This window comes from Streptomyces sp. NPDC088810 (genome assembly GCF_044750305.1).
Classification (GTDB): Bacteria; Actinomycetota; Actinomycetes; order Streptomycetales; family Streptomycetaceae; genus Streptomyces.
Map to the genome: position 1 here is coordinate 713,385 of NZ_JBIVJQ010000002.1, position 23,150 is coordinate 736,534.

Annotated in this window: 23 protein-coding genes; 17 read left to right on the top strand and 6 right to left on the bottom strand. The window is 72.7% G+C overall.

What is annotated here, in order from left to right:
* Window positions 1–10: 10 nt before the first annotated feature.
* Both ACIP4Y_RS09745 and ACIP4Y_RS09750 read left to right on the top strand, forming a co-directional pair.
* Window positions 11–820 (top strand): DUF817 domain-containing protein, encoded by an 810-nt coding sequence (locus ACIP4Y_RS09745; RefSeq protein ID WP_401390087.1) that lies wholly within the window; start codon window positions 11–13, stop codon window positions 818–820.
* Window positions 821–892: 72 nt separating this feature from the next.
* Window positions 893–1,297 (top strand): VOC family protein, encoded by a 405-nt coding sequence (locus ACIP4Y_RS09750; RefSeq protein ID WP_401390090.1) that lies wholly within the window; start codon window positions 893–895, stop codon window positions 1,295–1,297.
* Here the strand turns inward: ACIP4Y_RS09750 and ACIP4Y_RS09755 are convergent.
* The 3 genes from ACIP4Y_RS09755 to ACIP4Y_RS09765 form a co-directional block, all read right to left on the bottom strand.
* Window positions 1,277–1,966, bottom strand: coding sequence for a helix-turn-helix transcriptional regulator (locus ACIP4Y_RS09755; protein WP_358641161.1), 690 nt, complete (start codon window positions 1,964–1,966; stop codon window positions 1,277–1,279). The two genes, ACIP4Y_RS09750 and ACIP4Y_RS09755, sit on opposite strands and share 21 nt — an antisense overlap.
* Before the next feature lie 5 nt (window positions 1,967–1,971).
* On the bottom strand, window positions 1,972–2,790 hold the full coding sequence (locus ACIP4Y_RS09760; protein WP_401390094.1) for a VC0807 family protein: 819 nt from the start codon (window positions 2,788–2,790) through the stop codon (window positions 1,972–1,974).
* Between the two features lie 323 nt (window positions 2,791–3,113).
* A complete protein-coding gene (locus ACIP4Y_RS09765) occupies window positions 3,114–4,304 on the bottom strand; it encodes a YihY/virulence factor BrkB family protein (RefSeq protein WP_401390097.1) in 1,191 nt (396 codons plus the stop codon).
* A 131-nt stretch (window positions 4,305–4,435) separates the two neighbouring features.
* On the opposite strand from ACIP4Y_RS09765, the gene ACIP4Y_RS09770 reads away from it, so the two are divergent.
* The 15 genes from ACIP4Y_RS09770 (at window position 4,436) to ACIP4Y_RS09840 (ending at window position 19,473) form a co-directional block, all read left to right on the top strand.
* Entirely contained in the window at window positions 4,436–6,073 is a 1,638-nt protein-coding gene (locus ACIP4Y_RS09770) for an acyl-CoA dehydrogenase family protein (protein ID WP_401390100.1), read from the top strand.
* A 400-nt stretch (window positions 6,074–6,473) separates the two neighbouring features.
* The gene (locus ACIP4Y_RS09775; RefSeq protein ID WP_401390103.1) at window positions 6,474–7,769 is read left to right on the top strand and encodes a GAF domain-containing protein; all 1,296 of its coding nucleotides are present in this window, start codon (window positions 6,474–6,476) and stop codon (window positions 7,767–7,769) included.
* A 169-nt stretch (window positions 7,770–7,938) separates the two neighbouring features.
* Complete coding sequence (locus ACIP4Y_RS09780; RefSeq protein ID WP_401390106.1) at window positions 7,939–9,273, top strand: hypothetical protein; 1,335 nt, start codon at window positions 7,939–7,941, stop codon at window positions 9,271–9,273.
* 86 nt (window positions 9,274–9,359) lie between these two features.
* A complete protein-coding gene (locus ACIP4Y_RS09785) occupies window positions 9,360–9,932 on the top strand; it encodes a GNAT family N-acetyltransferase (RefSeq protein WP_401390109.1) in 573 nt (190 codons plus the stop codon).
* A 127-nt stretch (window positions 9,933–10,059) separates the two neighbouring features.
* Entirely contained in the window at window positions 10,060–10,143 is an 84-nt protein-coding gene (locus ACIP4Y_RS09790; protein ID WP_358641257.1) for a putative leader peptide, read from the top strand.
* 127 nt (window positions 10,144–10,270) lie between these two features.
* A complete protein-coding gene (locus ACIP4Y_RS09795) occupies window positions 10,271–11,971 on the top strand; it encodes a nitrite/sulfite reductase (protein WP_358641149.1) in 1,701 nt (566 codons plus the stop codon).
* Window positions 11,968–12,150, top strand: a complete 183-nt coding sequence (locus ACIP4Y_RS09800) for a hypothetical protein (protein ID WP_358641148.1) — start codon at window positions 11,968–11,970, stop codon at window positions 12,148–12,150. The genes ACIP4Y_RS09795 and ACIP4Y_RS09800 overlap by 4 nt, the downstream gene beginning before the upstream one ends.
* Window positions 12,147–12,857: a phosphoadenylyl-sulfate reductase gene (locus ACIP4Y_RS09805; RefSeq protein WP_401390114.1), complete on the top strand. Its 711-nt coding sequence runs from the start codon at window positions 12,147–12,149 to the stop codon at window positions 12,855–12,857. Before ACIP4Y_RS09800 ends, ACIP4Y_RS09805 begins: the two co-directional genes overlap by 4 nt.
* 26 nt (window positions 12,858–12,883) lie before the next feature.
* Window positions 12,884–13,420, top strand: a complete 537-nt coding sequence (gene cysC, locus ACIP4Y_RS09810; protein ID WP_358641255.1) for an adenylyl-sulfate kinase — start codon at window positions 12,884–12,886, stop codon at window positions 13,418–13,420.
* The gene (gene cysD, locus ACIP4Y_RS09815; protein WP_401390116.1) at window positions 13,417–14,352 is read left to right on the top strand and encodes a sulfate adenylyltransferase subunit CysD; all 936 of its coding nucleotides are present in this window, start codon (window positions 13,417–13,419) and stop codon (window positions 14,350–14,352) included. Before cysC ends, cysD begins: the two co-directional genes overlap by 4 nt.
* A gap of 2 nt (window positions 14,353–14,354) precedes the next feature.
* Complete coding sequence (locus tag ACIP4Y_RS09820) at window positions 14,355–15,689, top strand: sulfate adenylyltransferase subunit 1 (RefSeq protein ID WP_401390119.1); 1,335 nt, start codon at window positions 14,355–14,357, stop codon at window positions 15,687–15,689.
* Window positions 15,690–15,923: 234 nt separating this feature from the next.
* Window positions 15,924–17,036: an aliphatic sulfonate ABC transporter substrate-binding protein gene (locus tag ACIP4Y_RS09825; RefSeq protein WP_401390122.1), complete on the top strand. Its 1,113-nt coding sequence runs from the start codon at window positions 15,924–15,926 to the stop codon at window positions 17,034–17,036.
* Window positions 17,037–17,070: 34 nt separating this feature from the next.
* The gene (locus ACIP4Y_RS09830; protein WP_401390125.1) at window positions 17,071–17,850 is read left to right on the top strand and encodes an ABC transporter ATP-binding protein; all 780 of its coding nucleotides are present in this window, start codon (window positions 17,071–17,073) and stop codon (window positions 17,848–17,850) included.
* Entirely contained in the window at window positions 17,837–18,715 is an 879-nt protein-coding gene (locus ACIP4Y_RS09835) for an ABC transporter permease (RefSeq protein WP_401390128.1), read from the top strand. Before ACIP4Y_RS09830 ends, ACIP4Y_RS09835 begins: the two co-directional genes overlap by 14 nt.
* Before the next feature lie 5 nt (window positions 18,716–18,720).
* Window positions 18,721–19,473 (top strand): sirohydrochlorin chelatase, encoded by a 753-nt coding sequence (locus ACIP4Y_RS09840; protein ID WP_401390131.1) that lies wholly within the window; start codon window positions 18,721–18,723, stop codon window positions 19,471–19,473.
* 369 nt (window positions 19,474–19,842) lie between these two features.
* Here ACIP4Y_RS09840 and ACIP4Y_RS09845 read toward each other — a convergent pair whose 3' ends face one another.
* The 3 genes from ACIP4Y_RS09845 to ACIP4Y_RS09855 form a co-directional block, all read right to left on the bottom strand.
* A complete protein-coding gene (locus ACIP4Y_RS09845) occupies window positions 19,843–20,166 on the bottom strand; it encodes a hypothetical protein (RefSeq protein ID WP_401390134.1) in 324 nt (107 codons plus the stop codon).
* 1,105 nt (window positions 20,167–21,271) lie between these two features.
* Window positions 21,272–21,919, bottom strand: coding sequence for a DsbA family protein (locus ACIP4Y_RS09850; RefSeq protein WP_401390137.1), 648 nt, complete (start codon window positions 21,917–21,919; stop codon window positions 21,272–21,274).
* Between the two features lie 97 nt (window positions 21,920–22,016).
* Window positions 22,017–23,033 carry a ketopantoate reductase family protein gene (locus tag ACIP4Y_RS09855; protein WP_401390140.1) on the bottom strand — a complete coding sequence of 339 codons (1,017 nt, stop codon included), beginning with the start codon at window positions 23,031–23,033 and terminating at the stop codon, window positions 22,017–22,019.
* Window positions 23,034–23,150: the final 117 nt, after the last annotated feature.

Below are 23,150 nucleotides of genomic sequence, written 5' to 3' on the forward strand. Positions count from 1 at the left end.
AGGAGGGGGCATGCGCAAGGAGGACGGGTCCGCCGCGGGCGGACTCCGGCACGGGTTCGCGCAACTGGTGCGGTTCGGCGTGGTCCAGGCCCGCGCCTGCGCCTTCGCCGGGGCGCTGCTGGCCGGGATCGCGGCCTCCCGGCTGCTGCCGCCGCTGCCCGTCGCCCGCTACGACCTGGTCCTCGGCTACGGCGTGCTGCTCACCCTCGTCGCCCGCCGGGTCGGCTGGGAGACCCGGCGGGACACCGCCGTGATCGCCGTGTGCCATGTGCTGGGGCTGCTGTTCGAGCTGGTCAAGGTGCATCTGGGCTCGTGGAGCTACCCGGAGGACGCCCTCACCAAGATCGCCGGGGTGCCGCTGTACGGAGGCTTCATGTACGCGGCGGTCGCCAGCTACGTCTGCCGGGCCCGGCGGCTGATGCGGCTGCGCTACACCCGTTACCGCGCCGCCGCCACGACCCTGGTCGCCGCCGCCGTCTACCTCAACTTCTTCACCCACCACTGGATTCCCGACCTGCGCTGGCCGCTCGCGGTGGCGATGACCGCCGCGACCGCCGGCACCTGGGTCGGCTTCAGCGTGGGCGCACACCGCTACCGCATGCCGCTCGCCCTGGCCTTCGTCCTGATCGGTTTCTTCCTGTGGGTCGCCGAGAACGCCGCGACCTATGCGGGCGCCTGGAGCTACCCGCAGCAGCTCGGCGGCTGGCAGCCGGTGCCGCTGACCAAGTTCGGCGCATGGTCCCTTCTGATCAGCGTCACGTTCGTCCTCGTCGAACACCTCGGGGCGACCGGCCGGAACCGCCGCGCGAGGCGCCCCTGACCGGTCCGGTGCCCGCCGCCGGTGTCCGATTCCTTCAAGACCGGCCGACCGGCCGCCGCCTACGGTTCCCGCATGACCGTACGATTCGCCGTGATCGGCCTGGTCGCCTCCGACCTGGCCGCCTCGCTCGCCTTCTACCGCCGCCTCGGACTGGTCTTCCCCGAGGGAGCCGAGGACCAGCCGCATGTCGAGGCCGAACTGCCCGGCGGGCTGCGGCTCGCCCTGGACACCGAGGACACCGTCCGCTCCTTCCACCCCGGATGGCAGCCGCCCGCCGGCGCGGGCCGGGTCTCGCTCGCCTTCCGCTGCGGCTCCCCCGCCGAGGTCGACGCCCGGTACGAGGAGCTGGTGGCCGCCGGCCACCACGGGGAGCTGAAGCCGTGGGACGCCTTCTGGGGCCAGCGGTACGCCACCGTGCACGACCCCGACGGCAACGCGGTCGACCTGTTCGCCCCGCTACCCGTCCCCGGCGAGTAGCTCCCCGAGCGGCATCCCCGCCAGTCGCCGCACCTCACGCGCCAGATGGGGCTGGTCCGCGTAGCCCGCGCGGACCGCCGTCTCGGCGTACGGCGTCCCGGAGCGGGCCAGGGCCAGCGCCCGCTGCAGCCGCAGGATGCGGGCCAGGGTCTTCGGGCCGTAACCGAACGCGGTCAGGCAGCGGCGGTGCAAGCTGCGTTCGCCGAGGCCGAGTGCGGCGGCCGTAGCGGACACCGGGTGTCCCTCGGCCAGGCACTCCACCACCCGGCGCAGCACCGGGTCCGGCGGCCCTGCCTCCGCCGCCCGGTCCAGCGCGAGGTCCTCCAGGGCGCTCGCAGGGTCGGGGGCCGCCGCGATCCGGCCGGCCAGCCGCCGGACCCGCGCCGCCGGCCACAGGTCCGCCAACCCCACCCGCAGGTCGCGCAGTTCGTGTGCCGGAACGCCGAGCAGCGCGGGTGCGGTGCCGGGGAAGAAGCGGATGCCCGTCCAGGAGCGGGCCGGGCCCTCGGGCAGGTAGGGGCGGGTGTCGGGACCCGCGACCAGCAGCCGGCCCTCGCTCCACATCAGGTCCATGCAGCCGTCCGGCAGCACGGGCCGGGTGCCGGTGCCGGCCGGGGAGTTCGTCCACACGACCGCGCCGGTCAGCCGGGATGCCCGCTCCGCGTACACGGGAGTCAGCGTACGTCGCCGGTGATGCCGGTGCCCTGCCCCGGTCCACCGCTCCGGGGCCGTTCCGCCGCCGGTGCCGGGGCCCCGAACAGCGGGAGGGAGTGGCGTGTGCGGAAGCGGCGGGCGTAGCCGGCGGTGATCCCGGCGATCACGCCCAGCAGGAGGAAGGACAGGACGCGGTCGATCAGCGGCACCGTGTCGGTCGGCAGCATGGCGGCGGCGAGTGCACCGAGGGTGCCGTCGAGGAGCTGCTCGGCTCCCCACAGGAGGGTGAGGACCCGCAGGCCGCGGCGGAAGGGGGCGCTGTCCCGCCAGACCCTCGCCCGTGCGCGGGCCGCGTCTGCCCGGTGCAGTCGCTGTCCCAGCTGGAACGCCAGGGGTCTGCCGGTGAACGCGGTGGCGAGCGCCCAGGCGCCGACCGCGAGCGGCAGCGCCGCGTTCTTGAACAGCAGGACGCGAGGACCGCCGCCGATCAGCGACACCAGCGCCGCGGTGGCCAGCAGCGCCGTCGGGAACAGGTCCACGCCGTCGATCCGGCGGTACCGCACCGCACCGGCCAGCAGCCGCAGCGTCGGCGGCGCACCGCTCAGCAGCAGGGCGGCCGTCTGACCGGCACCGAGTGCCCGGGCCGCGTAGAACACGAGGAGCGGCAGGAGGACGTCCACGGCGAGGGAGAGGAGCGGGCCGCGGACGCTTCCGGGGGGCCGGGGCGCTGGTTCGGGTGGCCGAGCGGGCCGGGCCGGCGCGGCCGTCCCGGCCGTCCCGCCCACCTCCTGCGGCGTACCGCCCCCTCGCGTCCGGCCCCTCGCGTCCGCCCTGTCCATCGCTGCCTCCCTGCCCGGTTCCGGAGCCGTACCGGGCGGTGCGACGACGGCGGTGCCCGGCTGTGCTGCCGCAGACCGGACGGCTCCGGCCTGCGCATTCACGCTAGGCGGGGGAGGGTGTCCGGCGGATCGGCGCAGGGGTGGAGTGCCGGGTGGACATCCGGGGACAAGCGCAGCCGCCTTCTCCACCGCAGGGTCCACACCCGAGGGTGGAGACGGGCACCGGATAGGGGGCAGGCACCACGTGCACGGGGGAGCGGGTCGGCCCCACCGTCACTGCCGGCCACCGTCACTGCCGGCCACCGTCGCTGCCGGCCGCAACGTCACTTCACCGGGTGTGCCGTCCCGCCGTCGCTGCCGTTGCCCCCGTGCCCCCCGTGCCCGCCCTGCCCCTTGTGGGCGTGATGCGGATTCTTCGCGTGGGTGCGCAGGCGGGCCGTCACGTCCTCCGGGGGCAGGAAGCGGGACCAGCGCTCGGGGAACTCGGAGGGCATGTCGGGGTCGTCGGGGTCGACCTCGCGGGCCGCCGCGGCGCGGGCGACGTACTCGGCGACCTGCACCCGGCGCATCCGTTCGTTGGCCTCGCGCGCGGCGGCCGTGGCCGCGGCGGGCCAGACCCGGTCGATGGCCGCGTTCACGGCCGCGCCGACGAGCACGGCGAAGGCGGACACACCGATCCACAGCAGGACGGCGACGGCGGCGGCGAGGGAGCCGTAGATGGTGGCGCCCTCGATGGTGCTCGTGAGGTAGATGCGCAGCAGGAAGCTGCCCAGGACCCACATGGCGAGGGCGACCAGGGCGCCGGGCACGTCCTCGATCCAGGGGGAGCGGACCGGCACGGACACGTGGTACAGGGTCGTCAGGAAGACGATGGACAGGACGATCACGACCGGCCAGTACAGAACCTGGACGACCGTCTCCGACCAGGGCAGGATCCGCACCACCGCGTCCGGCCCGGCCACCATGAGCGGCAGCGCCACCGAGCCGATCAGCAGCGCCACGATGAACAGCAGGAACGCCATGATCCGGGTCTTGACGATGCCCCGGACGCCGTCCAGGCCGTACATGACGGTGATGGTGTCGATGAAGACGTTCACCGCGCGGGAACCCGACCACAGGGCGAACAGGAAGCCGATGGAGATGACGTCGGGCCGGCCGCCCTTCATCACGTCGTGCAGGATCGGCTCGGCGATCTCCTTGACGCCCTTGTCGGAGAGGATGGTGCGGGAGGCCTCCAGGAGGTTGGTCTCCAGGCTGTGGATGGTGTCGGCGCCGGTCCAGTCGTCGACGTAACCGAGCAGTCCGATCAGGCTCAGCAGCAGCGGCGGCACGGACAGCAGCGTGAAGAAGGCCGCCTCGGCCGCCAGGCCCAGGATGCGGTACTCCATGCAGGAGTTGACGGTGTCCTTGAGCAACAGCCAGGCGGTCCTGCGCTTGGAGACGTTCCGGTAGAGGGCTCTGGCCCGGTGGAGCCGACCGGCCGGCTGCTCGGGGGGTTCACTTGCTGGCTGCACGTCCTAACGGTATCCGCCGCGCCGGGCCGCCCTCACCTTCCGGGGGCGATCAAGGGTTCGACCCGTCCGGTTCCCGGCGCCGTGCCACTCCGGAGGCCATCACCGCCGCCTTCCCGGGTAGGTTCGCAACCATGGCAGGCACCTCCACCCACACCGTGACGAACCAGCCGCCCCCGCTGGTCGGCTACGACGTCTTCACCGCCGACCGGGCCCTCGCCGAGGCCGTCGATCGCCACACGGCCCCGGACGTCCTGGACGAGGTGCGCGCCGAGCTGTCCGCGCTCGGCCGGGCCGCCGGCTCCGCACAGCTGCACGAATGGGCGGTGCAGGCGGACGAACACCCGCCCCGGCTGCACAGCCACGACCGGTACGGCCACCGGATCGACGAGGTCGAGTTCCATCCGGCCTGGCACCGGCTGCTCGGCAAGGGCGTCTCGGCCGGTCTGACCGGCGCCTGGACGCGGCCCGCCGGGCATGTGCGCCGGGCGGCCGGGTTCCTGGTCTGGACGCAGGTGGAGGCGGGCACCTGCTGCCCGCTGTCGATGACGCACGCGGCCGTGCCCGCGCTGCGGGCCGACGCCGGCCTGGCCGCCGAGTGGGAGCCCCGGCTGGCGTCCACGGTCTACGACCGGGAGCTGCGGCCCGCCGGCCAGAAGCCCGGCGCGCTGTTCGGGATGGGCATGACCGAGAAGCAGGGCGGCAGCGACGTCCGCGCGAACACCACTGTGGCGCGGCCCCTCACGGAGCCCGGCACCTATGTGCTGACCGGACACAAGTGGTTCTGTTCGGCGCCCATGTCGGACGCGTTCCTGGTGCTCGCGCAGGCCCCGGGCGGGCTGACCTGCTTCCTGGTCCCGCGGGTCCTGCCCGACGGCGGGCGCAACGTCTTCCTGATCCAGCGGCTGAAGGACAAGCTGGGCAACCGCTCGAACGCCTCCGCCGAGGTGGAGTTCGCCGGCACCTGGGCGCGCCGGGTCGGCGAGGAGGGCCGCGGGGTGCACACGATCATCGGGATGGTCGCCGCGACCCGGCTGGACTGCGCGCTCGGCTCGGCGGGCCTGATGCGGCAGGCGGTGGCGCAGGCCGTGCACCACTGCACCCACCGGGAGGCGTTCGGCGGCAAGCTGGTCGACAAGCCGCTGATGCGCAACGTCCTCGCCGACCTCGCGCTGGAGTCGGAGGCCGCGACCGCGCTCGCGCTGCGGCTCGCCGCGGCCTGCGACGACGGCGGGGAGCAGGAGCGGGCCTTCCTGCGGCTCGCGGTGCCGGCGGCCAAGTACTGGATCACCAAGCGCTGCGCGCCGGTGGCGGTGGAGGCCGCCGAGTGCCTGGGCGGCAACGGGTACGTCGAGGAGTCCGGCCTGCCCCGGCTGGTGCGGGAGTCGCCGCTGAACTCCATCTGGGAGGGCGCCGGGAACGTGCAGGCGCTGGACGTGCTCCGGGCCCTGCAGCGGGAGCCGGGCGCGCTGGACGCCTGCCTCACCGAGATCGGCCGTGCGCACGGCGCCGACCACCGGCTGGACCGCGCGGTGAAGGACCTGTTCACCGAACTCGCCGACCTGGACGGCATCGAGGGCCGGGCTCGCCGTGTGGTGGAGCGGCTCGCCCTGGTCCTCCAGGGCTCCCTGCTGGTACGGCACGCACCGCCGGAGGTGGCCGACGCCTTCTGCGCCTCCCGCCTGGGCGGCGACCACGGCGCGTCCTTCGGCACGCTGCCGACGGGCCTGGACCTGGAGTCGGTGGTGGACCGGGCACGCCCGACGCTGTGAAGCCCGGGCCGACCTGACCGGCCCGGGGGCGCGGGAAACTGCGCGACCAGCCACACGGGCCCGCAGCCGCCGGTGCACGGCAAGCGCACTCCCCGCCGCGCACGGCCGAACCGCCGGACGGCGGGGGGTGGTGCTGCGCCGACACGGCACCACCCCCACCATCGGGGCCCGTTGAGCCCGCGGACGCGCAGGGCGTCGTGGCCAAGTCTCAGCCACCGCTCGGCGGTCCACCAGGGTTGCAAGGGGTTGCAACTTATGGGGGCACATGCGCGGAGTCTGTGCCTCCGCCATGCCCGGAGCGGCAGTATGGGAGGCACAGTCGGACCGGAAACCGCCGCCCGGACGACTTGACAAGTGTGTTCGATGCCCTTCCCGGAGGACCGCAGTGGTGAACCCGCCGATGAACGTGGCGCGCTTGGCCGCCGTGGACGCGGCACAGGCGGCGCGGGTGCTGAACGAGGTGCGCGAGGCCACGCTCGCCGGACAACGTGCGCGGATCGCGCCCCGGCCGGTGATCGAGCAGTCCTGGGGACGGATGCTGCGCAGCGGCGTCGACCCCGAACACGACTTCCGCTCGGGGCTGTTGCCGTCCGACGAGGTGCGCCGCCGGCGGGAGGAGTCCCCGCTGCGGCACGTCCTGCCGGTGCTGCGGGAGGGGCTGCTTTCGGTCGCGGACGTCACCCAGCACATCATGGTGGTGGCGGACGCCGACGGGCGGGTGCTGTGGCGGGAGGGGTCGGCCGCGGTGCTGCGCAAGGCCGACGGACTCGGCTTCGAACTCGGCGCGGACTGGCGGGAAGACGTCGTCGGCACCAACGGGGTGGGCACCCCGGCGGTGGTGCGGCGGCCGGTGCAGGTGTTCGCCGCCGAGCACTTCGTACGGTCGCACGCCTCCTGGACCTGTACGGGCGCGCCGATCACCGATCCGCGGGACGGCCGGCTGCTCGGGGTGGTGGACGTCAGCGGCCCGTTGGAGACCGTGCATCCGGCCACCCTGGCCTGGGTGGACTCGGTGGCCAAGCTGGCCGAGGCCCGGCTGCGGGAGCTGCACCAGACCTCGCTGGAGGGGCTGCGGGCGGTGGCGGCGCCGGTGCTGGCCCGGCTGGCCGGGCGGGCGCTGGTGGTGGACCGCAACGGCTGGGCGGCGGCCGTGACCGGGATGCCGTACGTGCGGCGGGTGGCGCTGCCCAAGTCGCTGGCGCCGGGCCGCCGGTGGCTGCCCTCGCTCGGTTCGTGCGCGGTGGAGCCGCTGGCCGGGGGCTGGCTGCTGCGGGCGGAGGACGAGGCTCAGGCCGGTGCCGTCCGCCGGATCGTGCTGGACCTTTCCCGGGCGGGCCGCTGCACGGTGCAGGTCACGGCCTCGGCGGCCTCCTGGACGCGGGACCTCAGTCCGCGGCACGCCGAGTTGCTGTTCCTGCTCGCCGAGCACCGGACCGGGCGCGGGGCGGCGGAACTGGCGGAGGACCTGTTCGGCGATCCCTCCCGGACCGTGACCGTGCGGGCCGAGATGTCCAGGATCCGGCGGTACCTCGGGGAACTCCTGCACCATCGGCCGTATCGTTTCTGCGACGATGCGGAAGTGGACGTGATCCTTCCGCATGATCCACGCGACCTGCTCCCCCAGTCGACGGCACCGGCGGTGACCCGGAAACGGAACGCCACGCACGACGGCCGGACCGGGCAGCCCCCGGCGTGAACGACCGACCGCCCGACCCCGGCCCCGCCCGCGCTCCCTCCGCCGATCTGCGGCGACTTCACCCTGCCCGGCCCGTTCCTGCCGTAGCATCCCGTACGGGCCTCCCCACCTGTTCCTCCCGTCAACGTACGGATCATGAGGCGCAGTTGGCCCGCCCTCTGGAGGAGAGATGAAGCATCGCGGCAGACACCGCCGGCGCAGACGGGGCGCGGCACTGCGCGCCGTCCTGACCGGTACGGCACTGGCACTCACCGCCGCCGCCACCCTGATCAGTGCCTCCCAGGCCGAGGTCGGCGAGGGCCCGGGCGCGCTGAAGCCGCTGACCTCCCCCGCGGACACCGGCCCGCTCCGGCTCCAGGAGCGCCTGGTCCCCGCCCGCACGCTGGACCGGCTCGCCGCCTCGATGGGCCGCCCGGTCGGCGTGGACGACGTACTGCAAAGCGCCGACCGCGAGCTTCGCGAGGCCGCCGACTGCTCCTCCGGCGACCGCGGGTCCCTGCCCGTCGCCCCGGCTGCCGCCCGCGCCTACTGCTGGGACCCGGCCGACACCGCCGCCGACGCCTGGCGGCCGGCCTCGGTGACCACGTCCGGGGACGCCGACGACGACGGCGTCTGGGGCACCCACCGGGTGGTCCTGGCCGGCTGGACCCACAGCACCACCGCCGGCCGCCCCGCCGAGCGGGGCCTGGCCCGGGTCGCCTTCGTCGACGCGGACGACCCCGCGCACCTCGCCTACCGCTGGGCGCTGCTGGTGGTCCCGGTCGACGGCGGCCGGGACTACCGGGGCCTGGCCTCCGGGATCTCCGGCATGGTCTGGTACGAGAACAAACTGCTGGTCACCACCACGTCCGGCAGCGCCGACGCGCTCTACGTCTACGACCTCGACCGCATCCAGCGCACCAGCGTCGACGCTGCCGCGATCGGCCGGGTGCCCGGCGGCTGGTCCGCCGACGGCTACCGCTATGTCCTGCCCGCGGTCGGCTCCTACCGCTTCACCGCCGGCCGCTGCGCCCCCGCCGGCCCGCCCTGTCCCGGCGCCCTCGCCCTGGACCGGGGTACGGCGCCCGACAGCCTGGTCGCCGCGGAGTGGACCGCGCCCGACGGCGACCGGCGCGCCCGGCTGTGGCGGTACGCGTTCGGCACCGACCCGGCGCGCCCCGGGCTGCTCGCCACGGACGCCCGGGGTCGGGCGGACGCGGTGGAGGCGTACCGGACCCGTGCGACCGGGATCCGGGGCGTGCTGTCGTACCGGAAGGCGGGGGCCGACCGGGCGTCCTGGTATGTGGGACGGCTGCCCGGTTCGCAGGACGGGCACGGCGCGCTGTGGCGGCAGGACACCGCGCGGGCCCGGGCGGCCCGCTGCGGCGCCGACGCCTCGGACCGCTGCTGGGCGCGGGACGCGGGCTCCCTCTCCTACTGGCAGGCGACCGGCGAGGTCTGGTCGCTGTCCGACCGGATGCTGTTCGCACTGCCGCTGGCCGGCCTCGACCGCGCCCTGGACTGACCCCGCGGGCCGGGGCGGAGCGGGGGCCGGCCGCGGTCCCCGACGCCGATCGACAGACCGGGCCGCGGGATGGTTCCCTGGCCCGCATGAGCAGCGTTCCTGTCACCACCTGGTCCCTGGAGCAGACCTCCCCGGCCGATCTCCTGCCCGCCGCCGCCCCCGACGGCGACGTCCGGATCGTCCGCGCCGAGGTGCCCTCCCCCGAGTTCAGCCGCTTCCTGTACGCCTCGGTCGGCGGCGACATCCAGTGGACCGACCGGCTGGGCTGGACGTACGCGCAGTGGCAGGAGTACCTGGAGCGGCCCGGCGTGGAGACCTGGGTGGCCTACGACCGCGGCACGCCGGCGGGCTTCGTCGAGCTGGACCCGCAGGACGAGGGCGTGGTCGAGATCGTCTACTTCGGGCTGATCCCCGCCTTCCGCGGCCGGCGCATCGGCGGGCACCTGCTGGCGTACGGCACGGCCCGCGCCTGGGACCTGGCCGAGCGCTGGCCCGGGCGGACGCCGACCAAGCGGGTGTGGCTGCACACGTGCAGCAAGGACGGCGACTTCGCGATGGACAACTACCAGCGGCGCGGCTTCAAGCTGTTCGACACCAAGGTGGAACTGGAGCCGGACCTGGCCACGCCGGGGCCGTGGCCCGGGGCATACCCCGCCTGACCTGACGGGACAAGCCTTGCGGCAGCGCATGTGAGCGACGACACCCTTGTCCCACATTCCGGGACAAGGGTGTCCGCATGATGGACGAAGCTGGACTGTGTCCAGATCGCCGTGCCACGCTTCCGTCATGCCTGGAACTGGAATTGCCTTGGTGAGTCGGCGGCACGTCGACCTCGGCCGCATGTCCAGCGCCATGTGTCCGGCGAGCTGACGCCCCAGCACCGCCGTTCACTCCCCGTACCTGATCCCGCTTGCGCAATGGCGCGCACCCACGCCCGCATGCGCACGTACGCGCAGGTCAGAGCCGACTTCCCGCCTGTCCCGAAGGACGTACACCCATGGCCGCCACCCCACAGAACCCTGCCGCCTCCGCGCCCCGCCGCAAGGTGAGCCGTCACCGCGGTGAGGGCCAGTGGGCCGTTGGCCACTTCACGCCCCTCAACGGCAACGAGCAGTTCAAGAAGGACGACGACGGTCTCAATGTGCGGACACGCATTGAGACGATCTACTCCAAGCGCGGCTTCGACTCGATCGACCCGAACGACCTGCGCGGCCGGATGCGCTGGTGGGGGCTGTACACCCAGCGCAAGCCCGGGATCGACGGCGGCAAGACCGCGGTCCTGGAGCCGGAGGAGCTGGACGACGAGTACTTCATGCTGCGCGTGCGCATCGACGGCGGGGCGCTCACCACGCGGCAGCTGCGGGTGATCGGCGAGATCTCGCAGGAGTTCGCTCGCGGCACGGCGGACATCACCGACCGGCAGAACGTGCAGTACCACTGGATCCGGATCGAGGACGTGCCCGAGATCTGGGACCGGCTGGAGGGTGTGGGCCTGTCCACGGTCACCGCCTGCGGTGACACCCCGCGTGTGATGATCGGCTCCCCGGTGGCGGGCATCGCCGAGGACGAGATCATCGACGCCACGCCGGCGCTGGAGGAGATGAAGCGCCGCGTCCTGAACAATAAGGCGTACTCGAACCTGCCGCGCAAGTTCAAGACGGCCATCTCGGGTTCGCCGCTGCTGGACGTGGTGCACGAGATCAACGACGTCGCGTTCGTCGGCGTGCGCCACCCCGAGCACGGCCCGGGCTTCGACGTGTGGGTCGGCGGCGGTCTGTCCACCAACCCCAAACTGGGCGTGCGGCTCGGCGCCTGGGTGCCGATCGACGAGGTCCCGGACGTCTACGAGGGCGTCATCTCGATCTTCCGTGACTACGGCTACCGGCGGCTGCGCAACCGCGCCCGGCTGAAGTTCCTGGTCGCCGACTGGGGCGCGGAGAAGTTCCGGCAGGTACTGGAGGACGAGTACCTGGGAGGGCGCAAGCTGGTCGACGGGCCCGCCCCCGAGCAGCCGGTGCAGCAGTGGCGCGACCACATCGGTGTGCACCGGCAGAAGGACGGCCGGTTCTACGTCGGTTTCGCGCCGCGCGTCGGCCGGGTCGACGGGGCCACGCTGACGAAGGTCGCCGACCTCGCCGAGGCGCACGGCTCGGGCCGGGTCCGCACCACCGTCGAGCAGAAGATGATCATCCTCGACGTCGAACAGGACCAGGTCGACTCGCTGGTGGAGGGCCTGGAGGCACTGGACCTCACCGCGCGGCCGTCCTCCTTCCGGCGCGGCACGATGGCCTGCACCGGCATCGAGTTCTGCAAGCTCGCCATCGTGGAGACCAAGCAGCGCGGCTCGCAGCTGATCGACGAGCTGGAGCGCCGGCTGCCGGACTTCGACGAGCCGATCACCATCAACCTCAACGGCTGCCCGAACGCCTGCGCCCGTATCCAGGTCGCGGACATCGGTCTCAAGGGCCAGCTGGTCCTCGACGACCGGGGCGAGCAGGTCGAGGGCTACCAGGTCCACCTCGGCGGCGCGCTCGGCCTGGAGGCGGGCTTCGGCCGCAAGGTGCGCGGCCTGAAGGTCACCGCCGAGGAGCTGCCCGACTACATCGAGCGGGTGCTGAAGCGCTTCCAGGCGGAACGCGAGGACGGCGAGCGGTTCGCGACCTGGGCCTCCCGGGCTTCCGAGGAGGCGTTGTCGTGAGTGAGCGTGCGGCGCCCTTCTACTGCCCCTACTGCGGTGATGAGGACCTGCGTCCGCACGAGCAGGGCCACGGCGCCTGGGAATGCGGGGCGTGCAACCGCGCATTCCAGCTGAAGTTCCTCGGGCTGCTCGCCCGGGGGCTGCAGCGAGCCGACAACGGAGGGGATGACCGGATATGACGACGGCTCAGCAGGAGCGTACGACCGAGGAGCTGAAGGCACTCGCCGAGCAGGCGGGCCGTGACCTGGAGGACGCCTCCGCGCTGGAGATCCTCCAGTGGGCGGTGGACACCTTCGGGAAGAAGTTCTGCGTCACCTCCTCCATGGAGGACGCCGTGGTCGCCCATCTCGCCTCGCGCGTGCTGAAGGGCGTGGACGTCGTCTTCCTGGACACCGGTTACCACTTCCCGGAGACCATCGGCACCCGGGACGCCGTGGAGGCCGTGATGGACGTCAACGTCATCACCCTCACACCGCGGCAGACGGTCGCCGAGCAGGACGCGGAGTACGGCCCGAAGCTGCACGACCGCGACCCCGACCTGTGCTGCAAGCTGCGCAAGGTGCAGCCGCTGGAAGAGGGCCTGAAGGACTACCAGGCGTGGGCGACGGGCCTGCGCCGCGACGAGTCCCCGACCCGGGCGAACACCCCGGTCGTCGGCTGGGACGAGAAGCGGCAGAAGGTCAAGATCTCGCCGATCGCCCGCTGGACCCAGGACGACGTGGACGCCTACGTCACCGAACACGGCGTGCTCACCAACCCGCTGCTGATGGACGGCTACGCCTCCGTCGGCTGCGCCCCGTGCACCCGCAGGGTCCTGGAGGGCGAGGACGCGCGGGCCGGCCGCTGGGCGGGCCGCGCCAAGACCGAGTGCGGGCTGCACGGATGACGACTTTCGACAAGCAGGAGAACCACGTGACGACCGGAGCCACCGTCTGGCTCACGGGTCTGCCGAGCGCCGGCAAGACCACCATCGCGTACGAGCTGGCGAACCGGCTGCGTGCCGAGGGCCACCGTGTCGAGGTGCTCGACGGCGACGAGATCCGCGAGTTCATCTCGGCGGGCCTCGGCTTTTCCCGGGAGGACCGGCACACCAACGTGCAGCGCATCGGCTTCGTCGCCGAGCTGCTGGCCCGTAACGGCGTCAAGGCGCTGGTGCCGGTGATCGCGCCGTACGGCGACAGCCGGGACGCGGTCCGCAAGCGGCACGAGGAGAACGGGACGCCGTACCTGGAGATCCATGTGGCGACCCCGGTCGAGGTGTGCAGCGTGCGCGATGTGAAGGGCCTGTACGCCAAGCAGGCGGCGGGCGAGCTGACCGGTCTCACCGGGGTCGACGACCCGTACGAGGAACCCGAGACGCCCGACCTGCGGATCGAGTCGCAGCACCAGACGGTCCAGGAGTCCGCCGGGTCGGTGTACGCGCTGCTGAGCGAGAGGGGACTGGCATGACCACGGTCGCCAAGGTCGACGAGGGCACGGCGAGCCCGTACGCCCTGTCGCACCTGGACGCTCTGGAGTCCGAGGCGGTGCACATCTTCCGCGAGGTGGCGGGCGAGTTCGAGAACCCGGTGATCCTGTTCTCCGGTGGCAAGGACTCCATCGTCATGCTGCACCTCGCGCTGAAGGCGTTCGCGCCGGCCGGGATCCCCTTCTCGCTGCTGCATGTGGACACGGGACACAACTTCCCGGAAGTCCTTGAGTACCGGGACCGTGTGGTGGACGCACATGGGCTGCGTCTCCATGTGGCTTCCGTCCAGGACTACATCGACCGTGGTGTGCTCAAGGAGCGCCCCGACGGCACCCGCAACCCGCTCCAGACGCTCCCCCTCACCGAGAGGATCCAGTCGGAGAAGTTCGACGCGGTCTTCGGCGGCGGCCGCCGCGACGAGGAGAAGGCCCGGGCCAAGGAGCGCGTGTTCTCGCTGCGGGACGAGTTCTCCCAGTGGGACCCGCGCCGTCAGCGCCCCGAGCTGTGGAACCTGTACAACGGCCGGCACGCCCCCGGCGAACACGTCCGTGTCTTCCCGCTGTCCAACTGGACCGAGCTGGACGTCTGGCAGTACATCGCCCGCGAGGGCATCGAGCTGCCCGAGATCTACTTCGCGCACGAGCGCGAGGTGTTCCAGCGCAACGGCATGTGGCTGACCGCCGGCGAGTGGGGCGGCCCGAAGGACGGCGAGACCGTCGAGAAGCGGCTCGTGCGGTACCGGACGGTGGGCGACATGTCCTGCACGGGCGCCGTCGACTCGGACGCGACGACGCTGGACGCCGTCATCGCCGAGATCGCCGCGTCCCGGCTGACCGAGCGGGGCGCGACCCGCGCCGACGACAAGATGTCCGAGGCCGCGATGGAAGACCGCAAGCGCGAGGGGTACTTCTAAGCATGAGCACGACCACGACCGAGGCGCTCTCGGCCACCACCCTGCTGCGGTTCGCCACCGCCGGCTCCGTCGACGACGGCAAGTCCACGCTCGTGGGACGGCTGCTGCACGACTCCAAGTCGGTCCTCACCGACCAGCTGGAGGCCGTGGAGCGCGCCTCCGCGAGCCGCGGCCAGGAGGGCCCGGACCTCGCGCTGCTCACCGACGGCCTGCGCGCCGAGCGGGAGCAGGGCATCACCATCGACGTCGCCTACCGCTACTTCGCGACCCCGCGCCGCCGGTTCATCCTCGCCGACACGCCCGGTCACGTGCAGTACACCCGCAACATGGTGACGGGCGCCTCCACGGCCGAGCTGACGGTGATCCTCGTCGACGCCCGCAACGGCGTGGTCGAGCAGACCCGCCGGCACGCGGCCATCGCCGCCCTCCTCCGCGTCCCGCACGCGGTGCTCGCCGTCAACAAGATGGACCTGGTCGGCTACGAGGAGTCCGTGTTCGCCGCGATCGCCGAGGAGTTCACGGCGTACGCCACCGAGCTGGGCGTCCCTGAGGTCACCGCGATCCCGATCTCGGCGCTGGCCGGCGACAACGTGGTGGAGCCGTCCGCGAACATGGACTGGTACGGCGGCCCGACCGTGCTGGAGCACCTGGAGACCGTGCCGGTCAGCCACGACCTGGCGCACTGCCACGCGCGGCTGCCCGTGCAGTACGTGATCCGGCCGCAGACCGCCGAGCACCCGGACTACCGGGGTTACGCGGGCCAGATCGCGGCCGGCACCTTCCGGGTGGGCGAGCCGGTCACCGTCCTGCCGTCCGGCCGTACGACGACGATCGCCGGCATCGACCTGCTGGGCGAGCCGGTCGACGTGGCCTGGACGACGCAGTCGGTGACGGTGCTGCTGGCGGACGACATCGACGTCTCGCGCGGCGACCTGATCGTGCCGACGAAGGACGCGCCGGCCACCACCCAGGACGTGGAGGCGACCGTCTGCCATGTCGCCGACGCCCCGCTGACGGTCGGCCACCGGGTCCTGCTCAAGCACGGCACGCGCACGGTCAAGGCGATCGTGAAGGACATCCCGTCCCGGCTGACGCTCGACGACCTGTCCCTGCACCCGCACCCCGGACAGCTCGTCGCCAACGACATCGGCCGGGTGAAGATCCGTACCGCCGAGCCGCTGCCGGTCGACTCCTACGCCGACTCGCGCCGCACCGGCTCGTTCATCCTGATCGACCCCTCCGACGGCACCACGCTCACCGCCGGCATGGTCGGCGAGTCGTTCGCCGCGCCCGAGCCGGTCAAGGACGCGGCCGACGACGACGGCTGGGACTTCTGAAAATGAACTCCACGGACTTCTACTCGACGTTCGCGAAGGAGGGCGGCCGCATCGGCAGCGGCGCCCTCGGCAGCGGGCAGGGCGGAGTGGCGCGATGTGTGCGATGACGTACGCGCACCGCCTGCGCGCCCCGTCCCCCCACCCGACGTCCCGGACGAGACGAAGACCCTTGCCGAATTCCCGGCCACGACCTGAAAGACCGTGACCGCCGGGCCAACGAGAGGACACCCTCCCGTGCCTGCCATCCGCTCAGCTCTTCTTCGCCGCGGTGTCGCCGCGGTAGCAGCGCTCCCCCTGCTCACCCTCACCGCCTGCGGTTACGGGTCCGAGTCCACGGCCGACAACGCCAAGGAGAAGGTCGCCGCCGGCTCGTCCAAGATCGACGGCCTCGGGTCCGTCAAGATCGGCTACTTCGGCAACCTGACCCACGGCACCGCGCTCGTCGCCCGTCATCAGGGCCTGTTCCAGAAGGAACTCGGCGCCACCAAGGCGGACTACCAGATCTTCAACGCCGGTCCCTCGGAGATCGAGGCGCTCAACTCGGGCTCCATCGACATCGGCTGGATCGGCCCGTCCCCGTCGATCAACGGGTACGTCAAGTCCAACGGCAAGGGCCTGAGGATCATCGGCGGCTCGGCCTCCGGCGGCGTGAAGCTCGTCGTCGACCCGAAGAAGATCAGGTCCCTGAAGGACGTCAAGGGCAAGAAGATCGCGACGCCGCAGCTCGGCAACACGCAGGACGTGGCGTTCCTCAACTGGATCGCCGACCAGGGCTGGAAGGTCGACGCGAACACCGGCAAGGGCGATGTGTCGGTGGTCCGCACCGACAACAAGATCACCCCGGACGCCTACAAGTCCGGTGCCGTCGACGGCGCCTGGGTGCCGGAGCCGACCGCGTCCAAGCTGGTCGCCGAGGGCGGCAAGGTGCTGCTCGACGAGGCCTCGCTGTGGCCGGACAAGAAGTTCGTGATCACGAACATCATCGTGCGCCAGGCCTTCCTCAAGGAGCACCCGAAGGCCGTCGAGGCCGTGCTGAAGGCCTCGGTCGAGGCCAACAAGTGGATCAACGCCAACCCCGACCAGGCGAAGACCGTGGCGAACAAGCAGCTCGAGGCGGACTCGGGCAAGGCGCTGCCGGCCAAGGTCCTGGACCCGGCGTGGAAGTCCATCCAGTTCACCGACGACCCGCTGGCCGCCACCCTCCACACCGAGGCGGAGCACGCGGTCAAGGCCGGCCTGCTGGAGAAGCCGGACCTCAAGGGAATCTACGACCTCACGATCCTCAACAAGGTCCTCAAGGCCGAGGGCGCGAACACGGTCGACGACGCCGGTCTCGGCGCCAGCTGATCCCCGCCCGATGAGTTCCCAGGAGGTGACGACCATGGCAACGACCCTCGCCAAGGCCGCAGAGTCGGTGGAGTACGCCGCCCGCCTTGAGCACGTCTCGAAGTCCTTCGCAGGACCGGGCGGGCAGCAGCTCGTCCTGGACGACATCAGCATCGATGTCGCGCCCGGCGAGTTCGTCACCCTCCTGGGGGCCTCGGGCTGCGGCAAGTCCACTCTGCTCAACCTGGTCGCGGGCCTGGACCGGCCGACCGCCGGCTCCATCGCGACGGACGGCCGCCCCGCCCTGATGTTCCAGGAGCACGCCCTCTTCCCGTGGCTGACCGCGGGCAAGAACATCGAACTCGCCCTCAAGCTCAGGGGAGTTCCGAAGAACGATCGCCGCGGCAAGACCGAGGAGCTGCTCGAACTCGTCCGTCTGAAGGGCGCGTACGGCAAGCGGGTCCACGAGCTGTCGGGCGGTATGCGCCAGCGCGTGGCGCTGGCCCGCGCCCTCGCCCAGGAGAGCAACCTGCTGCTGATGGACGAGCCGTTCGCGGCCCTCGACGCCATCACGCGGGACGTGCTGCACGACGAGCTGACCCGCATCTGGGCGGAGACGGGCCTGTCCGTCCTCTTCGTCACGCACAACGTGCGCGAGGCGGTGCGGCTCGCCCAGCGGGTCGTCCTGCTGTCCTCGCGCCCGGGCCGGATCGCGCGCGAGTGGACGGTCGACATCCCGCAGCCGCGGCGCATCGAGGACGCGCCCGTGGCCGAACTGTCCCTTGAGATCACCGATGTACTGCGTGGGGAGATCCGCCGTCATGGCCAGCACTGAGACGACGCCGGCCCAGGACGCCGGAAGCGTCGAGGCGGGCCTCGACGCGCTGGAGACCACGGCCACCGGCCGTACGCCCTTCAGCCAGACCTTCAAGAACAAGATCCTGCCGCCCATCGTCGCCGTCGCCGTGGTGCTGGCGGCCTGGAGCCTCCTGTACCCGGTCGTCGACGACCCGTCGAAGCTGCCCTCTCCCGGAGGCGTGTGGGCCGAGGTCGAAAACCAGTGGCTCAAGGGGACCCTGCTCGACTACATCTGGGGCAGCGTCTCCCGCGGTCTGCTGGGCTTCCTGCTCGCGCTGGCCATCGGTACGCCGCTGGGCCTGCTGGTGGCGCGGGTGAAGTTCGTGCGCGCGGCCATCGGCCCGATCCTGTCCGGTCTGCAGTCGCTGCCCTCGGTCGCCTGGGTCGCGCCGGCGGTGATCTGGCTGGGCCTGAACAACTCGGTGATGTTCACCGTGATCCTGCTCGGCGCCGTCCCCTCGATCGCCAACGGCCTGGTGTCCGGCGTCGACCAGGTGCCCCCGCTGTTCCTGCGCGCCGGCCGCACCCTGGGCGCGACCGGGCTGCGCGGCACCTGGCACATCGTGATGCCGGCGGCGCTGCCCGGCTATGTGGCCGGTCTGAAGCAGGGCTGGGCGTTCTCCTGGCGCTCGTTGATGGCCGCCGAGATCATCGCCCAGTCGCCGGACATGGGCATGGGCCTGGGCCAGCTGCTGGAGGTGGGCCGCACCAACAGCAGCATGGCGACGGTCTTCCTCGCCATCCTGCTCATCCTGTTCGTCGGCATAGCGATCGACCTGCTGATCTTCAGTCCGCTGGAGCGGTGGGTGCTGCGCAGCCGCGGCCTGCTGGTGAAGAGCTGAGCCCCATGCGCCCTGCGAAGCCGGTCCGTCCCGTCCTCGTCGTCATCGCCCACGGCAGCCGCGACCCGCGCCATGCCGCGACGGTGCACGCTCTCGTACGCCGGGTGCGCTCCCTGCGCCCCGACGTGCGGGTGGAGACCGGCTTCCTGGACTTCAACGTCCCGTCCGTGCAGGGGGTGCTGGAGTCGCTGGCGGCGGAGGGCGTCCGTGACGTCGTCGCCCTCCCCCTGCTGCTGACCCGCGCGTTCCACGCGAAGGCGGACATCCCCGCCGTGCTGCGGGACGCGCCGGCGCGGCTGCGCATCCGCCAGGCGGAGGTGCTCGGCCCGTCGCCGCTGCTCCTGTCCGCCCTCGAACGGCGTCTGTACGAGGCGGGACTGTCCCCCGCCGACAAGTCCTCGACCGGGGTCGTGCTGGCCTCGGCGGGGTCCTCCGACCCGGAGGCGATCGCAGTGATCGCCGACATCGCGCGGGAGTGGTGGCACACCGGTTGGTGCGCCGTGCGGCCTGCGTTCGCCTCCGCATCCCTTCCCCGCACCGAGGACGCGGTGCGGGAGCTGCGCGCGCTCGGCTGCGAGCGGGTGGCTGTGGCGCCGTACGTCCTGGCCCCCGGTTTCCTGCCGGACCGTATCGCGCGCGGCGCGGCCGGGGCGGATGTCCTGGGCGATGTGCTGGGTGCGGCGCCCGAGGTGGCTCGGGTGCTGGTGGAGCGGTACGAGGGCGCTTGCCGGCCGGCTCTGACGGCTCTCGGGGCGTGACTGCCGGTTCGTCTCGGGCTGCGGGTTGCCGGTGACTGGTCGCGGCCACGCGGCGGAGTACGAGAATCCGCCGCAGGACTGCCGGGGGTGCGGGCCCGGCTGGTGCTGCCGTCGCGGCTGACGGTGGCCACTCCCCCGCCCCGCACCGGGCACCGCGTCCGGCTGCGCCGCGCCGCCCGGGTGCAGGCCCATCATCTGCCGCCGGAGGCGACGCGGCACGACTGCTCGGACGCGGCGCTCGGGGCCAAGCTCACGGGAGACCTGGACGGGCACCCGCTCCGGCGGCACCGTGCAGACGGCCGGGCCCGGTCGGACGGTGCCGCTGCGGTCGGGGCTGGACCTGCACCTCGGCGGCGGCGCTCCGGTCGCTCACAGCCCCAGGGCGGTGAGCAGCTGCTGGGTGAAGGCGAGGCTGCCGGTGCCGGCCGAGGCCGCGATGGCGATCGTTTCCAGCGCGGAGCGGATCCGGCCCCGGTTGGGTGGCAGGCCGTCCTCGGCGGACTCCTGAAACTGGGCCTGGATGATCTCGCCCTGGCGCACCAGTTCCGGGTACTCGGCGCGCAGCGTCTCGGTGAGCCGCGCGGCGAGGTCCATCATGGTCGGCAGGTCGGGGTTGGCGTGGTTGATCGGGGTCTGCCCGTGGTCGCCGTAGTGGGCCGGGCCGTTGACGTTGCCGATGTTGTAGGAACTCATGTCCTGTCCTCGCTTGTGCTCCGGCGGCTCGGTTCCGGGCCGGAGGAGTCGTCCGATGGCTGGGGTTGGGGCTTCGGCGCGGCCGGACCGGCCAGGAGAACTGTCCCGTGGGGCACCGAAGTTGCTGGGACCGCTGACGTTACCGATGTTGTACGTCTGCGTTGTGATGACCTGTACGGCCTTGTCGGAGGAACCGTGTCGCGGACCCGGCCAGGGCGCGTTCGCGGTCGCGCTGCCGGCGGTGGCGGCGCAGGACGCGGCCGAGTGCGCCGCGCCGTTCGGGGCCGGTGCGGCGGGTGGCGTGGTCGAACGGGGCCACCGGGAGCCGGTCCACGCGGTGGAAGCGACCGTCGAGCGGCGGTATCGCGTGGGCGGCGACTTCCCAGGTGAGGCCGGGCGGCCGGAGGAGCACGGCGGCTCTCGCCGCCGGGTGCGTCGGCGGGTCTGCCGATGTCGAGGGGGTGCGAGACGACGTCCTTGGTCTTCTCGCCGCTGCCGACGATCGGCTTGGTGTGGGCGGCCTCGTCGGCGTACGGCAGGACGTTGGCGCGTTCGAGGTCATGGGGCGCGGCCTCGGCCTCCGGTTCCACGAGAGGGCCGAAAATCGTCACCCATCCGAGTGACGGGTCTGCGTTGACCAGTCCCCGGACTCCGACGGGCAGGGCGATCTGGCGGCAGACCATCCGGCGGTCGAGGGCGGCGCGGCGGGCGGCCACGCGCGCGTGCCGGGCGAGGGCGACGAGCTTGATGTCGTAGAGGGCGAAGTCGTCGCCGAGGTGCACCGAGGCGCTCACGTGCCGGGTCACCCCGTCCTTGCGGTACTGCGGCAACGACGGCGATGGTCTGCCGGTCACACTCATCCGTCCGCCCCCCTCAGGCCTTCCGCGCGCTTCACCCTAGGGACGACTCCGCGGGCTTGTCGCGTGGTTCGGCGAGCCATGGTGCCGGGGGGCCGGCGTGTGGTATTGGTCGTCGCGGTCCGGCGCTCCCCTGCGACGTCGGACCGCGACGGCTCTTGGTTCTGCGCCGGCCGGGGCCGCCGTGTCACACGTGCGCTGCGGCCGGCCCGTCGCAGGGGCGCTTATCGGCCAATCTCTCCTCCGGGTCAGTCAAACCGGAGTGCCCCGGTGCGGGTGCGCTTCAGCTCGAAGAGGTCGGGGTGCCGGGCCAGTACCCGGAAGCTGTCGAAGAGTTCGGCCGCCTCGGCACCGCGCGGCACGGCGCGCAGCACGGGCCCGAACCACACGGTGCCGTCGAGGTGCAGGGTGGGGGTGCCGACGTAACCGCCGGTCTCCGGTTCGGCGCCGGCCGCGTGGCTGCGGCGGACGGCGTCGTCGTACGCCGGGTCGTGGGCGGCGGCCGACAGGCCTGCGGGCAGCCCGAGTTCGGCCAGCGACTCGGTGATCACCATGTCGAAGTCCTTGACGCCGTGTTCGTGGATGCGGGTGCCGAGCGCGGTGTACAGGTCGCGCAGCACCGCATCTCCGTGCCGTTCGGCGGCGGCTGCGGCGACCCGCACCGGGCCGATCGACCGGTCCACCAGGTCCCGGTACCAGTCCGGCAGTTCGTTTCCGGTGTTGTGCAGGTACAGGCTCATCACCCGGAACCGGAGGTCGAGCGGGCGCAACCGATCGACCTCCAGCAGCCAGCGGGAGGTGATCCAGGCGAAGGGGCAGGCCGGGTCGAAGAAGAAGTCGACCCGGGTCGGGCCGGCGGCGGTGCGGGTCGGGGTGTCGGTGCTGCGGTGCGTCATGACGGCGACGCTAGTGCCCGGGTGGACCTCAGTCCCGGTCCAATCGCCCCCGCTGTGACTGGCCCAATCGACGAATGCTTGCGGTCGAGGAGGTTGGTCACCCGCCCTGCCGTACCGCCTCGTCGGCCAGCCGGACCAGGTCGGCGACCGGCAGCGAACCGGCCGGCCGGCCCTCGCGCGCGAACTCGTTGGCGAGGCGTTGCAGCAGCTCGTTGAGCGGGGTCGGGACGCCGTGCAGGCGGCCGAGCAGGACGATCTCGCCGTTGAGGTAGTCGGCCTCGATGGTGCCGGTGCCCCGGACCAGGGACTGCCAGGAGGAGCCGCCGCCGCGCGGGACCCCGTCCAGCGGGACCAGGGTGACCTTGTCGCCGCGGGCCGCGCGCTGTTCCCCGGCGCCGGCGTACGCGATCCCGGCGGCGTCGAGCACCGCCTCGCCCTCCGCCCGGACCCGCGCGAACAGGGCCTGCGCCGCCTCGCTCGCCACGGGTCCGCTGACCGCCTCCAGCGCGTTGCCGAGGTTTCCGAGCAGCTTGGCGTACTGCCAGCGGGCCACGTCGGGCACGACCGGCGCCTCGAAGTGCGCGTCCGTGAGGTCGGCGGCGATCCGGCGGGCGGTGTCGTCGGTACCGTGCGGGGCGCGGCCGAGGTGCAGGATGCCGGTGAGCGGGGCGCCGGCGGCGGAGACGACACCGGGTTCCACGAAGGTGGAGGGCAGCCAGACGCAGACGCCGTACACACGCCGGAAGCGGCGCAGTGCCAGCCGGCCGCTCTCGACGCCGTTCTGCAGGCAGACCAGCGGCAGCCGTTCGGCCGCGGTGCCGCCGCCGGCGACGGGTATGCCGGCCCAGGTCTCCAGGGCGGCCACGGTGTCCTGGGTCTTCACGGCGAGCACCAGGACGTCGTCGGGGCGCAGTTCGCCGAGCGGGCCCGGCCCGTCGACGGCGGGCAGCCGGTGCGTCGACTCCCCCTGCGGGACCCGCAGTCGCAGCCCGTGCTCGCGCAGGGCGGCCAGGTGCGGGCCGCGGGCGACGAGGACGACCTCGCGTCCGGCCTGGGCCAGCCGGCCGCCGACGGTACCGCCGACCGCGCCGGCTCCGATGATGAGGTAGCGCATGCCGCCGAGCCTCGCACACGCGGCCGGTCCCGCGGCGCCCGGTCCCCGGCGCTGGGCCGTGCGGCCGTCGTGCCCCGTGGGGGCGGGCACGACGGCCGCGCCCGGCGTGGGCCGGGT